Origin of the sequence: Streptomyces sp. CBMA156 (assembly GCF_014596515.1) — a bacterium.
GTDB lineage: Bacteria > Actinomycetota > Actinomycetes > Streptomycetales > Streptomycetaceae > Kitasatospora.
Window position 1 is genome coordinate 1 of record NZ_MSJQ01000389.1, and the last position, 15,319, is coordinate 15,319.

Annotated in this window: 14 protein-coding genes; 5 read left to right on the forward strand and 9 right to left on the reverse strand. The window is 74.3% G+C overall.

The window, feature by feature from the left end; genetic code table 11:
* On the forward strand, positions 1 to 1,164 hold a 1,164-nt coding region (locus tag BU198_RS34595; protein ID WP_188300814.1), incomplete at its 5' end, for a PP2C family protein-serine/threonine phosphatase.
* A gap of 34 nt (positions 1,165 to 1,198) precedes the next feature.
* Here the strand turns inward: BU198_RS34595 and BU198_RS34600 are convergent.
* Both BU198_RS34600 and BU198_RS34605 read right to left on the reverse strand, forming a co-directional pair.
* Positions 1,199 to 2,437 carry a trans-sulfuration enzyme family protein gene (locus BU198_RS34600; protein ID WP_188300815.1) on the reverse strand — a complete coding sequence of 413 codons (1,239 nt, stop codon included), beginning with the start codon at positions 2,435 to 2,437 and terminating at the stop codon, positions 1,199 to 1,201.
* A gap of 163 nt (positions 2,438 to 2,600) precedes the next feature.
* The gene (locus BU198_RS34605; RefSeq protein WP_188300816.1) at positions 2,601 to 3,008 is read right to left on the reverse strand and encodes a hypothetical protein; all 408 of its coding nucleotides are present in this window, start codon (positions 3,006 to 3,008) and stop codon (positions 2,601 to 2,603) included.
* 223 nt (positions 3,009 to 3,231) lie between these two features.
* Between BU198_RS34605 and BU198_RS34610 the strand changes: the two genes are divergently transcribed.
* Complete coding sequence (locus BU198_RS34610; protein ID WP_411293267.1) at positions 3,232 to 4,899, forward strand: LCP family protein; 1,668 nt, start codon at positions 3,232 to 3,234, stop codon at positions 4,897 to 4,899.
* Between the two features lie 94 nt (positions 4,900 to 4,993).
* Here BU198_RS34610 and BU198_RS34615 read toward each other — a convergent pair whose 3' ends face one another.
* The 4 genes from BU198_RS34615 to BU198_RS34630 form a co-directional block, all read right to left on the reverse strand.
* The gene (locus tag BU198_RS34615) at positions 4,994 to 5,653 is read right to left on the reverse strand and encodes a double zinc ribbon domain-containing protein (RefSeq protein WP_188300817.1); all 660 of its coding nucleotides are present in this window, start codon (positions 5,651 to 5,653) and stop codon (positions 4,994 to 4,996) included.
* A 96-nt stretch (positions 5,654 to 5,749) separates the two neighbouring features.
* The gene (locus tag BU198_RS34620; RefSeq protein WP_188300845.1) at positions 5,750 to 6,010 is read right to left on the reverse strand and encodes a hypothetical protein; all 261 of its coding nucleotides are present in this window, start codon (positions 6,008 to 6,010) and stop codon (positions 5,750 to 5,752) included.
* Positions 6,011 to 6,216: 206 nt separating this feature from the next.
* Positions 6,217 to 7,251 (reverse strand): signal peptidase I, encoded by a 1,035-nt coding sequence (gene lepB, locus BU198_RS34625; RefSeq protein WP_188300818.1) that lies wholly within the window; start codon positions 7,249 to 7,251, stop codon positions 6,217 to 6,219.
* 62 nt (positions 7,252 to 7,313) lie between these two features.
* Complete coding sequence (locus BU198_RS34630; protein WP_188300819.1) at positions 7,314 to 7,910, reverse strand: helix-turn-helix domain-containing protein; 597 nt, start codon at positions 7,908 to 7,910, stop codon at positions 7,314 to 7,316.
* A 96-nt stretch (positions 7,911 to 8,006) separates the two neighbouring features.
* Here BU198_RS34630 and BU198_RS34635 point away from each other — a divergent pair, with 96 nt between their 5' ends.
* Entirely contained in the window at positions 8,007 to 8,360 is a 354-nt protein-coding gene (locus BU198_RS34635) for a hypothetical protein (RefSeq protein ID WP_188300820.1), read from the forward strand.
* A 27-nt stretch (positions 8,361 to 8,387) separates the two neighbouring features.
* Here the strand turns inward: BU198_RS34635 and BU198_RS34640 are convergent, their stop codons facing one another.
* Positions 8,388 to 9,551: a magnesium and cobalt transport protein CorA gene (locus BU198_RS34640; RefSeq protein ID WP_188300821.1), complete on the reverse strand. Its 1,164-nt coding sequence runs from the start codon at positions 9,549 to 9,551 to the stop codon at positions 8,388 to 8,390.
* 562 nt (positions 9,552 to 10,113) lie between these two features.
* Between BU198_RS34640 and BU198_RS34645 the strand changes: the two genes are divergently transcribed.
* A complete protein-coding gene (locus BU198_RS34645; RefSeq protein ID WP_188300822.1) occupies positions 10,114 to 11,448 on the forward strand; it encodes an NAD(P)/FAD-dependent oxidoreductase in 1,335 nt (444 codons plus the stop codon).
* A 91-nt stretch (positions 11,449 to 11,539) separates the two neighbouring features.
* On the opposite strand, the gene BU198_RS34650 is transcribed toward BU198_RS34645, so the two are convergent.
* Entirely contained in the window at positions 11,540 to 12,460 is a 921-nt protein-coding gene (locus BU198_RS34650; RefSeq protein ID WP_188300823.1) for a RimK family alpha-L-glutamate ligase, read from the reverse strand.
* Between the two features lie 305 nt (positions 12,461 to 12,765).
* Here BU198_RS34650 and BU198_RS34655 point away from each other — a divergent pair, with 305 nt between their 5' ends.
* On the forward strand, positions 12,766 to 14,367 hold the full coding sequence (locus BU198_RS34655; protein ID WP_188300824.1) for an ABC-F family ATP-binding cassette domain-containing protein: 1,602 nt from the start codon (positions 12,766 to 12,768) through the stop codon (positions 14,365 to 14,367).
* A gap of 150 nt (positions 14,368 to 14,517) precedes the next feature.
* Here BU198_RS34655 and BU198_RS34660 read toward each other — a convergent pair whose 3' ends face one another.
* Complete coding sequence (locus tag BU198_RS34660; protein ID WP_317620454.1) at positions 14,518 to 15,276, reverse strand: thioesterase II family protein; 759 nt, start codon at positions 15,274 to 15,276, stop codon at positions 14,518 to 14,520.
* Positions 15,277 to 15,319 lie beyond the last annotated feature (43 nt).

Genomic DNA, 15,319 nt, shown 5'->3' on the forward strand with positions numbered 1-15,319 from the left:
GGCACCATCGCGCTCGGCGCCTGGGCCGTGGACTCCGGACTGGTGACGGCCCCCGCGGACGGCGTGGCTCGGGTCAGGATCGACGTCCCCTCCGGCCGGGTCACCGCACTGGTGCACCGGGCCGGCGCCCGGGCCGTGCCCACGCTGGCCGCCGCCCTCGCCGAGCTGCCCCGGCCCGGTGAATCGATCCGCCACCGGGAGGGCTCGGCCGCCGCCCGCAGCCTGGCCGGCGGCATCGCCGTGCTCACCGAACCCGGGCCCGAGGACTCCTGCCCGGCCGGGACGGCCTCACTGCTGGTCCTGCCGCTGGCCGCCAGGGGCCGGCTGATCGGGCTGCTCACCCTCGGCCGCACCGCCGCCGTCCCGGCCTTCACCCCCGACGAGGCCGCGCTGCTCGGCGACCTCGCCGCCCGCACCGCCACCACCCTCGACAACGCCCGCCGCTTCGCCCGCTCCCAGGGCATCGCCCTGGAACTCCAGCGGGCCCTGCTCAGCGAGCCCGGCAACCCGCACCAGAACCTCTCCCTCGCCTCCCGTTACCTGCCCTCCGGGAGCAGCACGGTGGTCGGCGGCGACTGGTTCGAGACGGTCCGGCTGCCGTTCGGGCGCACCCTGCTCGCCATGGGCGACGTCATGGGGCACGGCGTCGAGGCCGCCGTCGACATGAGCCACTACCGCTCCGCGCTGCGCGACCTGGCCGGGATGGACCTGCCCCCGCACCGGATCCTGCGCCGGCTGGACGACGTCATCGCGGCCGACGACTCCGCCCGCCCCGCGACCTGTCTGCTGGCCCTCGCCGACCCGGGCCGCGGCCGCTGGACCCTCTCCAGCGCGGGACACCTGCCGCCCGCGCTGATCGCCCCCGGCCGGCCGACCAGGCTGCTGCGCGTCCCCACCGGCCCGCCGCTCGGCACCGGTCTCGGCGGCTACGAGCAGACCGTCCACCCGCTCCTCCCCGACCAGACCCTGATGCTCTACACCGACGGCCTGGTCGAGCGCCGGGCCGAGGACATCGACGTCTCCCTGGAACGGCTCGCGGCCCTGCGGCTGCCCGCCACCGGGGAACTCGACGACCTGCTCGACGCCGTCCTCCACTCCCTCGCCCCGCCCTCGGCCGCGGAGGACGACATCGCGCTGCTGGTGGCCCGTCCCCGGCAGCGCTGACGGGCCGCCGGCCCCCGGGGCGCGTCCCCCGGACTCACACCTTCGCCAGCGCCCGCTCGATGTCGGCCCAGATGTCCTCCGGGTGCTCGATGCCCACCGACACCCGGACGGTGCCGGGGCCGATGCCGACCGCCGCCAACTCCTCGTCCGACAGCTGCCGGTGGGAGGTGCTGGCCGGGTGCAGCACCAGGGTGTGCACGTCGCCCAGGGACGGGGCCAGCGAGGCGAGCCGGACGGACTCGGTGAACGTCCCGGCCGCCTCGCGTCCGCCGGCCAGGTCGAAGGCGAGGACGCCGCCGTGGCCGTCGGGGAGCAGGCGGCGGGCGCGGTCGTGGTCGGGGTGGGCGGGCAGGCCCGGGTAGTGGACGGCGGTGACCGCGGGGTGGGCGGCGAGCCGGTCGGCCAGGTCGAGCGCGGTCTCGCAGTGGCGGCGGACCCGCAGGGCGAGGGTCTGCATCCCGCGCAGGGCCAGCCAGGCGGCGAACGGGTCGGCAGAGGCGCCGAGTTCGAGGGAGCGCCGCCAGACCCGCCGGTGCAGTTCCGGGTCGGCGAACACGGCGATCCCGCCGAGGACGTCCGAGTGGCCGCCCAGGTACTTGGTCGCGGAGTGGATCACGATGTCCGCGCCGTGTTCGATCGGGCGGCACAGCAGCGGGGTCGCGAAGGTGTTGTCCACCACGCTCACCACTCCGGCCCGCTTGGCGACGGCGATCAGCCCGGGCAGGTCGGTGACCCGGGTGGTGGGGTTGGAGACGGTCTCCAGGAGCAGCACCCGGGTTCCGGGCCGCAGCGCCGCCGCCACCCCGGCGGGGTCGTCGCCGCTCACGTAGGTGACCTCGACGCCCCAGCGCTCGGTGAGGTCGGTCAGCGCGCCGACGGTGCCGCCGTACAGGCTGCGCTGGGCGATGACGTGGTCGCCGGCGCGCAACAGGGCGAGCAGCGCGGTGCTGATCGCGCCCATGCCGGAGGCGGTGGCGAGCGCGCCGGTGCCGCCCTCCAGTCCGGCGACGGCCTGCTCCCACGAGCGGACGGTGGGGTTGCCGAAGCGGTTGTAGAAGAAGGCGCCGTCCGGTCCGCCGTGGGCCTGGGTGAGCGCGTCGCCGGTGTCGAAGGCGAACAGGTGGCCCTGGTGCAGCGGCACGCCCAGCGGGCGGCTGCCGGTGACCTCGGCGACCGGCGGGTGGACGACCCGGCTCTCGGGGCGCAGCCCGTCGTGCGTACGGTCCGCGCGGGGGGCCGGGTGCGGGGGCTCTGGGGAGTGGAAGTCGCTCATGGCGCTCATCCTCGGGCCGCCCCGGCGCCCCGGCCAGGGCCAATCGCCGCCGAGTGGCCCGTCCCGGGCGGTCGTTCCGGCTCCACCGCCCGGGGAGGGCGGCGGCGAACGCCCGGGTCGCGGCCGTGCGCGGCAGTCATCGGCGGCACTCGGCCGTGGCGGGCTACTTGCGGCGGCTGAAGATCCGCTTGGTGGCGTAGACGATCCCGACGATCAGCAGCACGAAGAGCAGGATGACCAGGATGATCACGACGAGCAGGAACTTGCCCAGCTTGGCGAAGAAGCCTTTCTTCTTCTCGTCCTTGGCCGCGAGGTGCGCGGCGTCGGCGGTCGCGGTGCCCGCGGCCTGAACGTGCGTACCCGGCGCCCGCGTACCCGAGGTGCTCGTACCCGTACCTGACACCCCCGTACCTGACACCCCCGTGCCCGACGCGCCCTGGTCCGCGGCGGCGGCCGCGACGGTCCGGGGTGCGGCCACCGCCGTCGCGGCCGGCGCCACGGCGGTGAGGCCGACGGCGGCCAGCAGCGCCACCAGGGTGCCGGCTATCGAACGTGCGATCCGATCAGTCATCGTGCTCCTCGTACTGGTCCGGAGCAGCGCGGACCCACCGGTCCGACCGAATTCTCATGGTCTGACCAGCTGGTTTTCTCATCCGCGCCTAGTATGCTCCACTGGCGTTCTACAGCGGTGTAAAAGTTTAGCGACGGGCCCTGCCCGGATCGGCCCCGGCCCCGGGCCCCGCGAGCCCACCGCTTCGACAGGGGCTCCCGTGGCAACTGTGGAGGATGACGACGTGTCTGGCCGCAAGGGTTCCCCCGAAGCCGGGATTTCGCCGCACCGCGCGGGCCGGCGCCGGGCCGAGGGCAGGAGAAGCAGCCGGAACCGGAACGCCGAGGACACCGCGAACTCCCAGGACACCGCAGGCATAGCGAACGGCCGTCCGGCGAGCCGGGCCAAGCGCAAGCCCAGGCGCAGCACCAAGGAGAAGGTGCTCTGGGCGACCGCCGGCTGCACGGCCCTCGCCGTCCTCGGCGGCGCCGCCCTCTACTACCGGCTGAACAGCAACATCAGCACCTTCGACGGCGACGCCCTCAGCAAGGACCGCCCGGAGGCCGCGGCCCCGGACGCCCAGGGCCGCACCCCGGTCAACGTACTGCTGATCGGCTCGGACAACCGCGGCAACGGCAACAGCGACCTGGGCGGCGGCGGGGACGGCGGCGCCCGCTCGGACACCGCGATCCTGCTGCACGTCTACGCCGACCACAAGCACGCCGTCGGGATCTCCATCCCCCGCGACTCCCTGGTCACCATCCCGCCGTGCAAGCTCCCCGACGGCAAGTGGACCAAGGAGCAGACCAACGCGATGTTCAACAGCGCGTTCTCGGTCGGCGACACCGACCAGGGCAACCCGGCCTGCGCCCAGAACGCCGTCGAGAAGCTGACCAACCTGCGCGTCGACCACACCATCGTGGTGGACTTCAACGGCTTCGCCTCGATGACCAAGGCGGTCGGCGGCGTCGAGGTCTGCCTGCCGAACGACATCCACGAGGGGGACCTCAACCCCAACCTCGGCCGCAAGGGAAAGCTGCTCTTCCCCAAGGGCAAGCAGAAGGTCGAGGGCCAGGCCGCGCTGGACTACGTGCGGGTCCGGCACGGCATCGGCGACGGCTCCGACATCGGCCGCACCAAGCGCCAGCAGGCCTTCCTCTCCTCCCTCATCAAGGAGGTCAAGTCCCGCGGCATGGACCCGACCACGCTGCTGCCGCTCGCCGACGCCGCCACCGGATCCCTGACCGTCGACCCCGGTCTCGGCTCGGCCGCCAAGCTGCTCTCCTTCGCCATGTCGCTCAAGGACGTGGACCTGCACGACGTCAAGTTCCTGACCGTGCCCTGGCGTTACGAGGGCCCGCGGGTCGCCCTGGTGCACCCCGACGTGGACCAGCTGTGGGCGGCCCTCAAGGCCGACCGCACCATCGACGGCCAGGACGCGAGCGTCCCGGCCGAGACCGGCTCCGCGGCTCCCGACACCGCGGCCACGCCCACGCCCACGCCGACCCCCACCCCGGACGCCGGGGCCGCCGCGGTCAAGGTCTCGGTGCTGAACAGCACCGGCGAGACCGGGCTCGGCAGCCGGGCCGCGGAGACCGTCAAGGGCGCCGGCTACACCGTCGCGAGCGTCGGCAACGCGGTCGGCAAGCCGCGCGGCACCACCGTCGTCGAGTACGGCACGGGCGAGCGCTCCGCCGCCGAGGCGGTCGCCAAGCTGTTCCCCGGCGCGACCGTGCAGCCCGGTGCCCGGGGTGTCAGTGTCGTCCTCGGCCACGACTTCGCCGCCGCCAACCCGGCCGCCACAACGGCTCCCAGCGGGTCCGCCGCCGCCCCCGCCCCACTGCCCAGCAGCGTGAGCGGCGCCGCCCGCTCGGCCGACGACGACCCCTGCGCCAACCTCTCGTACGGCTGATCCGGCGGCGTCCCGCGCCACTGACGTGCGGCTCCGTACGCGCGACGGCGGGGTGGCTCCGGAGCCACCCCGCCGTCGCGCGCCCGAGGGGCCGTCAGCGCCTCGTCCCGCAGGACGGACAGAACGCGGCGCCGTCCGGAACGTCCTGGTGGCAGCCCGTGCACTGGGCCGGCTGGGCCAGCCGGAAGCCGCAGCCGGGGCAGAACGGCGTGCCGTGCGTCTCCGTCCGGCACTGCGGGCAGACCAGCTGCCGCGGCGCGCTGACGTCGTACCCGGCACCGGACTGCTGCCCGGACTTGAAGGCGCGTTCGGTGACCGCGTCGTTGAGGCCGCGGTGCTGCGCCGCCACCGCCTCGGCCGCGGTGTCCGGGGCACAGCTGTGGCACAGGCCCTGGGCCGGGTCGAAGCACCGGCCGCAGACGTAGTTGGTGCACCGGGCGCAGCGGTTGAAGTGCGTCTGGGCGTTGGTGATGGCCCGCTGGAAGGCGGCGTCCCGCGACGTGCCCCAGGTCTGGCCGGCCAGTCCGTCCGCGGCGTTGCCGATGGTGTTGGCGCTGCCCCCGATGAGGTTCCAGGCCGCGCCGACACCCTTGCCTATCCAGCCGGCCATCTGCCCGGTCCGGAACGGCTCGAACGGCGAGCGCCAGGTGTCCGAGCAGCGGTGGCAGGAAAACTCGAACTGGAAGCCCGCTCCGGTGCCGTGCTGCTCGCACAGGTCGCGGTGGTTGCTGCTGAAGTAGATCTCCGAAGTCACGTTCGTCCCCGGTCGGTGAATGGCCTTGTCAGCGGTTGCTCCCAGGGACGATAGGGCTCGTCGAACGGTTCCGCCAAGGGCGTTCGACCTGCCTGCTCAGAGCCCGGAGAGCGGCAGCAGCAGCACCCTCGCCGGGTCGAAGCGCTGCCAGTCGCCGGCATGTCCGCTGCGGCCGATCCGCAGCCGGCACCAGGGCTGTCCCGCGGTGTCCTGCCACCAGCCGGTGATCCGGCCGAGCGCCCAGTCGCCGTCCCCGAGATCGACCTCCACCGGCTGGTAGACCCACCGGACGTCCCGGTCCACGGGCTCCGCCCCCGCCGGACCTGCGCCGTCCTCGGGCCCGCACTGACTCTTCATCACGGCTCCGTCTCCCGACCCGGACCCGGCCGCCCGGCCACCCACACGGGGCGGCCGGGCGGCCGGGGTGCAGCTCACCTCGCGAACTCTACAGGCGTGTAGAGGAATGCGGGAGGAGTTCCGTCGAAGACGATCGACCTGGTCCGGTCCGGTGCGGCCCGGTCCGGTCCGGTGCGGTCCGCTCGGGCCTCGGAGGTGAACCGGCCTCAGCGCCCCTTCCGCACCGAGGCCTCGCGGACCGACGCCGCGCGGGAAGCCGCCCCGCGCACCGACCGCCGCCGCTGCCACAGCGCGAACGGCACGATCCCGGCCAGCGCGGCCGCCTCCGGGGCCGGCGGCTCCTCGAAGGGCGCGCCCGCCGCGCCCGCCGCCGGGGCCGGCACCTTGTCGAAGGTGCCGGGAACCGGCAGGGTGGACCAGTCGGACAGCGGCCAGGCGACCACGAAGGCCCGGCCGACCACGTTGTCCACCGGCACGAAGCCGTCGCCGCCCTCGTTGTGGTGCCAGCGGGAGTCCCGCGAGTTGTTGCGGTGGTCGCCCATCACCCACAGCTTGCCCTTGGGCACGGTGACGGTGCCGACGGGGTCGTTGTCGCAGGGCGTCGAGCCGGGGAACAGGTACGGCTCGTCCAGCGCGACGCCGTTCACCTTCAGCGGCGCGCCCGCCTCGCAGTCGACGGTGTCCCCGCCGACCGCGATCACCCGCTTGATCAGGTCCTTCTCGTCCGCCGAGGGCATCAGGCCGACGGTGCTGAGCGCCTTCTGGACGGTGCCCATGACGGAGCCACCGGAGTCGGTCGGCGTGCCCTCCAGCCAGCCGCCCGGATCGCGGAACACCACCACCTCGCCGCGCTCGGGCTTGGCGCCGAACCACGGGGTGAACTTGTCCACCAGCACCCGGTCGCCGATCGCGAGGGTCTGCTCCATCGAACCGGAGGGGATGGAGAAGGCCTGGACGAAGAAGGTCTTGATGCCGAGCGAGAGCACCAGCGCGACCACCAGCAGGATCGGCAGCTCCTGCCAGAACGGGCGCTTCTTCCGCAGGCGTTCGGCCTTCTCGGGCGTCCCAGACGTCCCGGGCCTCTCGGCCGACTCGGCCGTCCTACCGGGAGCACCGGCCTCCGCGTCCGCGCCTGCCACCACGACGGCGCCAGGGCCCGCCGTCACCCGGCCGTCCCCGGCCTCCTCGCGTTCCCCGGCTCCACCGCTCTCACCGGACTCCGCACTCTGCTGCACACTCATTCCTCGGCCCCTCCCGACGGCCTGGCGGGAGCCGGAACGAAGACCCCCTGTCAGGAACGAACCTACCGAACAGAGGTTCCCGGACGCGCCCTGACGTGGATGCGCTCGCCCTGCGGGCCGAACAGGCTGAGGAACTCCACCGGCTGCGGGCCCGCGTTGCCGAAGGCGTGCGGGGTGCGGGTGTCGAACTCGGCGGCCTCACCGGCCGCCAGCTCCAGGTCGTGCGTGCCGAGCACCAGCCGCAGCCGCCCGGACAGCACGTACAGCCACTCGTACCCCTCGTGGACCTTCAGCTCCAGCTCGGGGCCGGCGTTCCGCCCCGGCGGCACGATGTGCTTGTAGGCGTGCAGCCCGCCCAGGTGACGGGTGAGCGGGACGATGGTCTGGCCGTTCCTGGTCACCGGGCGCGGGTGGATCCGCGGGTCACCGGTGGCCGGGGCGCCGACCAGTTCGTCCAGCGGCACCCGGTACTCCCGGGCCAGCGGCAGCAGCAGTTCCAGGGTCGGCTTGCGCTGCCCGGACTCCAGCCGGGACAGCGTGCTGAGCGAGATGCCGGTGGCGGCGGCCAGTTTGGCGAGCGTGGTGCCGCGTTCCCTGCGCAGCGCCCGCAGCCGCGGGCCCACCGTGGTGAGGACGTTCTCGAACTCTTCGTCGGCCATGCCTGCCATTTGCCGGTACGGCAAGGCCCGTTGTCAATCCGGCACGCGGGTGAGCCCCCGGCCGCCACGTCGGCGGGCGCGGCCTATGGTTCCGCCATGCGCATCCACCTCACCCGGGACAGCGTCGCGGCCGGCGACGACGCCGACGCCCCGCACGCCGAGACGGTCCCCCTCCCCGACGGCCTGGACGTCCCGGCGGCCCTCACCGCCCTCGGACTGCCCCGGCCCCGCCTCCCGTCGATCGGCGGCGGCCGCGCCACCTGGGTGGTGCGCGGCTCCGACGGCACCGCGCTGGCCGTTCTCGCCCAGCAGTGGCCGCGGCCCCGACCGCTCCCGGCCGGTCAGGGCCCGCTCGCCCGCCTGGCCGGAGCCGACGGCGACGTCCGGCTGCACGTCGAGTACCGGCGCCAGGTGGATCCGGAGGCCGAGTACGGGCGGCTGCTCGGCTGACCGGGCCCCAGCGGATCCGACCGCCCGTCAGAGCCAGTCGCGGCGCTTGAACACCAGGTAGAGCCCGGTGCACACCAGCGCCATCAGTCCGATCGCGAACGGGTAGCCGAAGGCCCACTTCAGCTCCGGCATGTCCTCGAAGTTCATCCCGTACACCGTGCCGATCAGCGTCGGCGCGAAGAGGATGGCCGCCCAGGAGGAGATCTTCTTGATCTCGTCGTTCTGCGCGTGCCCCGCCTCGGCGAGCTGCTTCATCTCCTCGTTCTGCCGCTGCGACACCAGCGTCGCGTTGACGGTCAGGATGTTCTGGAGCATCTGCCGGAAGCCGTCCACCCGCTCCGCGGCGTAGGTGGCGTGGTCGGCGACGTCGCGCAGGTAGCGCTGGAGCTCCTCGTCGGTGCCGTACTTGCCGAAGCCCGCCTCCAGGCTCCTCATGATCTCCAGCAGCGGACGGGTCGCCCGCTGGAGCTCGATCACCTCGCGGGACAGCTCGTAGATGCGGCGGGAGACCTGCGGGTCACCGCCGAACACCTCGGTCTCGATCTCGTCGATGTCGTGCTGGAGACCGGCGATCACCGGGGCGTAGCCGTCCACCACGGCGTCCAGCACCGCGTACAGCACGGCCTCCGGGCCGAGCGCCAGCAGCTCGGGGTCGGCCTCCAGCCGGCGGCGCACCGCCGACAGGTCCGGGGCCTGGGAGTGCCGGACGGTGAGCACGAAGTCCGGACCGACGAACAGGTGGATCTCGCCGAAGTCGACCTCCTCCGCCTCGTCCAGGTAGCGGGCCGCGCGCAGCACCACGAACAGGGTGTCCCCGTAGCGCTCCAGCTTCGGCCGCTGGTGGGCGACGATGGCGTCCTCGACGGCCAGCTCGTGCAGGTCGAACCGGTCGGCGGCCTCCAGCAGCTGGGCCTCCGCGGGCCGGAACAGGCCGATCCAGGCCATCGTGCCGGGGCGGTCGGGCAGCGTGCGGTAGATGTCGGCGAGGTCGGTGGGCGCGTCCGTCCGGCGGCCGTCCCGGTAGACGGCCGCCTCCACGACGGAACGTTCCAGCGTCACCGGCTCGACCGGCTGGTCCGGGCGCGGGTCCATCGAGTGTTCGGGGGCCGGCTGGGTGTCCGCGGGGCGGTCCACGGAACGGGAGAACGGACGCTTGCTCGCGCGCACGGCGCGCACACGCCAGTCGGACATGGCGGAGACCTCCACGGGGGATGCCCGGGCCGCCGTACGGAAACGGGACGGACCGGTGGCGCCCGGCCGGCCGCCACGCGCACGGCGCGACCGGCGGAGCCTCGCCGGGAGGACGAGATCAGTGCCGCGCGGGAGCCGTACGGGAGGAGGTGTGCCGGGGGCCGCGAGTGGTGCGGGACAACCGGGGGCGGGGCCGACTTCGACCCGAGCTACTGCACTCCACGGCTCTCACCTCCTCGCCTCCGCGCGCTCACGCACCGGGAGAGGTGTCGGCGCAACCCCGCCGAGTCTAGCCCCCGCACGCCCCGCCCTCGCACCCGGCCCCCGCCCCGCCACCCGCCGGGCCGCTGCCGTCCTGCCGTTCCCGCGGCGGCATCGCGCCGCCGTCGCGCTCCGCGGACCGGCCCGGCCGCGATCCCGGCCGACGGCTTCCTCGTCGGCCCCGTACCCCGGCCACCGACCCGCCGAGCGGTGCGAGGACGTCAACGGCCGCCTTCGGGTGGGGTGTTCGTCCTGGGCGAAGCGATCACACGGAGCGCACCGCACCACTACGCTACGTGTCATGACTACTTCGGAGAGGGCCCCGGGGCGGGGTACGGCGGTGGTGATCGGCGGCGGGCTCGCGGGGATGGCGGCCGCGTGGGCGCTGCGCGGTTTCGCCGAGCGGATCGTCGTGGTGGAGCGGGACCGCTACCCGGAGGGGGTGGAGTTCCGGGCCGGGGTGCCGCAGGGGCGGCACGCCCACCTGGTGCTGGAGGCCGGGCACCGGTTGCTGGAGGAGATGATGCCCGGCATCAAGCAGGAGCTGATGGCCGCGGGTGCGCAGCGGGTGGCGGCCTCGGACGTCAAGTGGCTCTGCTCCGCCGGGTGGCTGGCCGAGTACCCGGCGCAGATGGCGTTCCTGTCCTGCACCCGGCCGCTGCTGGACGCGTTCGTGCTGGACCGGGTCCGCGCCCACCCCTCGATCGAGTTCCTGGAGGGCACGGACGTGGTCGGCCTGCTCGGCTCGGCGAGCGCGGTGACCGGGGTGAAGGTCCGCGATCGCGGCCCGGAGCGCGGCGAAGTCCGCGACATTCCAGCCGAGTTGGTGGTGGACGCGGCGGGCCGCTCGACCTCGGTGCCGAAGTGGCTCGCCGGACTCGGCTGCCGGCCGGTGCCCGAGGAGCGGGTGGACGCGGGCGTCGCCTACGCCTCCCGGCTGTTCCACCGCCCGGCCGGGGCCGACCTCGGGGAAAGGGCGGCCTACCTCCAGACCAAGGCCCCCGACAAGGCACGGTTGGGCGTGCTGCTGCCGGTCGAGGGCGACCGCTGGATCGTCAGCCTCGCCGGGATGCGCGGGGCCGAACCGGCGGCCGGCGAGGAGGGCTTCGACGAGCACCTGCGCCGGCTGCGCGATCCGCTCCTGCACGAGATGCTGCGGGACGCCGAACCGGCGGGCTCGGTGCGCGGCTTCCTCCCCGGCGCGAGCGTGCGCCGGCACTACGAACGCGGCGGCCCGGACGGCCTGGTGGTGGTCGGTGATGCCGCGAGCACCTTCAACCCGGTGTACGGGCAGGGCGTCACCGTCGCCCTGTTCTGCGCCAGGGAGCTGCGCCGTTCCGTGAAGCGGCACGGCGGCATCGGGGCCGCCGCGGCCCGGGCGGCACGGTCCGCCGTCGCGGCGGCGTCCGGCATCCCGTGGATGATGTCCGGCACCGAGGACGCCCGCTTCGACGCCACCACCGGCGCGCCCTCCGGCGCCCTGGTCGGGATCCAGCACCGCTTCTTCGACAAGGTGCTGGCCGCCAGCACCCGGGACACCGCGGTCACGGCGGCGTTCCACGAGGTGATGTCCCTGGTGGCGCCGCCGTCGCTGTTGTTCCGGCCGTCGGTGCTCGGGGCGGTCCTGCGGAGCTGAGCCGCGGGGAGCACCTTCCCGGGCGGGGCCGGGCCGGTGGCGCGCGGGGCGGTCCGGGCGGTCCGGCCCGGGCGGGTGGCGCTCCCGGCGGCTACTCGCCGAGGTGCGCGGCGACGTACGGCAGCGCCACCTGCTCCAGGCCGCGCCGGCCGAAGGCGGGATGGACGTTGACCTCGAAGACCACGCCGCCGCTCTCGGCGGCGAGGTCCACCCCGGCGAGGTCGAGCCCCGTCGAGGCGGCCGCCGCGATGGCCGACTCGGCGAGCCCTTCCGGCAGTTCGGTGTAGTCGAGCACCGTGGAGACGGCGCCGCGGCTCTCGTTGCAGGGTGCGTCCGGGTCGGCCTGGACGTGCTCGACCGCGCGGACCACCCGCCCGTGCAGCACCACCACCCGGTACTGGTGGCGGCGGCCGTCCGGGAGGAAGTTCCGGGCGTCGCGGGCGATCAGCCAGTCCGCCCCCGCCCGCTCGTAGTACCGCACGGCTGCCAAGAGTCGGGCGCGGTCGGTGAGATGGAAGACGTCGTCGCCGCCCATCCCGACGCAGGGCCGGGCCCAGACGTCGCCGCCGAGTTCCTCGAAGGCCTCGGCGGCGGCCTCCTGGCTCGGCCGGGAGAGCACGATGCTGGGCATGTGCGGCACGCCGTCCCGGACGAAGCGGGCGACGGTGGCGTCCTTCTCGGTGGCCGCCCGCCACGCCTCGGCGTCGGTGCCGAGCGAGCGGGCCCCGCATCCGCGCAGCCGCCGCTGGCAGTCCTCGAACGCGCGGCGCCGGTGCGGCGGGATCTCGTAGACGATCACCGTGTCGGCGGTCACGGTCCGGCCGCCCGCCACCAGCCGGAGGCCGCCCGCGTCGTCGGTGTCGATCAGGCCGCTGCCGCCGGTCATGAAGTGCCGGGCGTCCAGTTGCACGGGTTCCCGGCCGGTCAGCGTCCGCGTGGCGGCGGCGAGCACGGGCCGACTGCCTTCGGTCGAGCTGTGATCGGTCAGGAGTACGAGATCGTGTCGGGCCATACGCACATGCAAGCGAGTGCGGCATGGCCACGACAAGGAAGCCTTGTCCGCCACTGCCCGGCAGAGTGGCCGAAACCGAGCCGCCGCGGGCTGCCCGAGAGTGCCCCGCGCGGGACGGACGCGACGGGCCGCCGAGGAGACCCGTGCCGACCTGCCGCGCACCCTCCACACCGCCCGTCAATTCGGATGCGCCCGCTCCGCCGGCCCGCTAGCCTGCCCGACATGTCTACGCCCCGAATTTCCTAGCCGCCGGATTCACTTCCACGCCACCCGTGTGTCCCCAGGCTTTTTCGGAGCGTTATCCCATGATCACCACCCGTGGTGTCGACGTGCGCGTCGGCGCCCGCCTGCTGCTGTCCGACGTCACCCTCCACATCGCCCCCGGCGACCGGATCGGCCTGGTCGGCCGCAACGGCGCCGGCAAGACCACCCTGCTCGCCACCCTCGCCGGGCAGCTCGCGCCCGCCGCAGGGGCCGTCACCCGCACCGGGTCCGTCGGCTACCTCCCGCAGGACTCCCGCGTCGCCGACCCGTCGGCCACCGTCACCGACCGCGTCCTGTCCGCCCGTGGCCTGGACGCCGCCGTCCGCGACCTGCGCTCCGCCGAGACGGCGATGGCCCGCGCCGGCTCCCCGGCCGAGGAACGCCGGGCGATGGACGCGTACGTCCGGGCCGAGGCCGGCTTCCAGTCCCGGGGCGGCTACGCCGCCGAGGCCGAGGCGGCCCGGGTGGCGGCCGGGCTCGGCCTGCCCACCCGGGTGATGGACTCCCCCGTCGGCACGCTCTCCGGCGGCCAGCGCCGCCGCGTCGAACTGGCCCGCATCCTGTTCGCCGACCACGGCACCCTGCTGCTCGACGAGCCGACCAACCACCTGGACGCCGACGCCGTCGCCTGGCTGCGCGGCTTCCTCACCTCCCACCAGGGCGGGCTGGTGCTGATCAGCCACGACCTCGGACTGATCGCGGACAGCGTCAACCGGGTCTTCCACCTGGATCCGCAGCGCGCCGCGATCGACGTCCACAACACCGGCTGGCAGGCCTACCTGACCCAGCGCGCCGCCGACGAGCGACGCCGCACCAGGGAACGGGCCAACGCCGAGCGCAAGGCCGCCACCCTCCACGCCCAGGCCGACCGGATGCGGGCCAACGTCGCCACCGCGACCACCGCCCGCAGCATGGCCCGCCGGGCCGACCGGATGCTCGCCGGCCTCGAACCCGTCCGGCGGGCCGAGCGCACCGCCCGCATCCGGCTGCCCGAGCCGGCCCCCTGTGGGCGGATGCCGCTCGGCGCGGTCAGCCTCACCAAGTCCTACGGCGGCCGGCCGGTGCTGACCGGCCTGGACCTGGCCGTGGACCGCGGCAGCCGACTGGTCGTGCTCGGACTGAACGGGGCCGGAAAGACCACCCTGCTGCGCCTCCTGGCGGGCCGGGAGGCCCCTGACTCCGGCCGCGTCGTCCCCGGCGCCGGCCTGCGGCTCGGCTACTTCGCCCAGGAGCACGACACCCTCGACCCGGCGCTCAGCGTGCGCGACAACCTCGCCGGGGCCGCGCCCGGCCTGACCGACGGCGAACTGCGGCACGTCCTCGGCGCGTTCCTCTTCCGGGGCGACGACGCCGACAAGCCGGCCGGGGTGCTGTCCGGCGGCGAGAAGACCCGGCTCGCCCTGGCCGCCCTGGTGCACTCCGGCGCCAACGTCCTGCTGCTGGACGAGCCGACCAACAACCTCGACCCGGCCTCCCGCACGGAGGTCCTGGCGGCGGTCGGCACCTACCCGGGCGCGATCGTGATGGTCACCCACGACCCGGGCGCCATCGAGGCGCTCCGGCCGGACCGGGTGCTGCTCCTGCCGGACGGCGACGAGGACCTCTGGCACGACGCGTACCTGGAGCTGGTGTCGCAGTCCTGAGCCCCCGCACCGCTGCGGCCCGCCGGCCCTCCCCGGCGGGCCGCAGCACCGCGCGCCTCGGTCAGGAAGCGCGCCGAGTGGGCGACGAACGTTCCCTCGGCGCGGATCAGTTCGTCCAGAAGTACGGAGGGACGCACTTCTCCTCCGGTGTCAGGACGTGCGGGAGCGGGTGGGCGTCAGGTCCGCGACCAGGAGCGCCAGCAGTTCCGCCGGTGCCTCGATGAAGCGGTAGTGGCCCCCTTCCAGGAGTTCGGAGGTCGTCTCGCCGCAGGCCGACCAGCCGGCCATCAGGGACGGCGCGATGCCCGTGTCCTCGGTCCAGCCGATGGCGGTGACCGGGCACGGCAGCCGGACCGGCTCGGCGACGTGGTACCGCTTGTTCATGTCGACGTCGTTGCGCAGGACGCCGAGGCAGAGCGCGAGCAGGCTCGGTTCCAGGGTGCCGCCCAGTTCCGCGACGAGCCCGCGCAGTTCGGCGGCCAGCTCGTCGTCGCTCATACCGAGGAAGCGGCCGTAGGGGCCGTCCTGCGGCGCGACCTCGGAGGAGACGAACAGCCGGGTCGGGGCGGGGCAGCCTCGCTGGACCAGCCGTACGGCGGTCTCGTACGCCGCCAGCGCGGACCCGCAGTGGCCGAACAGGGCGTAGGGGCGGTCCAGGTAGGGGCGCAGCGCTTCGCAGAGGTCGTCGGCCAGCGCCTCGTAGGTGGTGTGGGCGGGCTCGCGCATCCGGTTCTCCCGGCCGGGCGGCTGCACGGGGCAGACCTCGACGCCGTCGACCGATGACGGCCACTGACGGTACATGCTCGCACCGCACCCGGAGTAGGGCAGGCAGAACAGCCGCGCCGGTGCCACCGGCGACGGCTCGCGCAGGAACCACTTGTTGCGGGTACGGGCCGTCGGAGCGTCCACTGATGACCTTCCGTGTGGGGGTTCTTCTCTGGTTCGGCGGCAA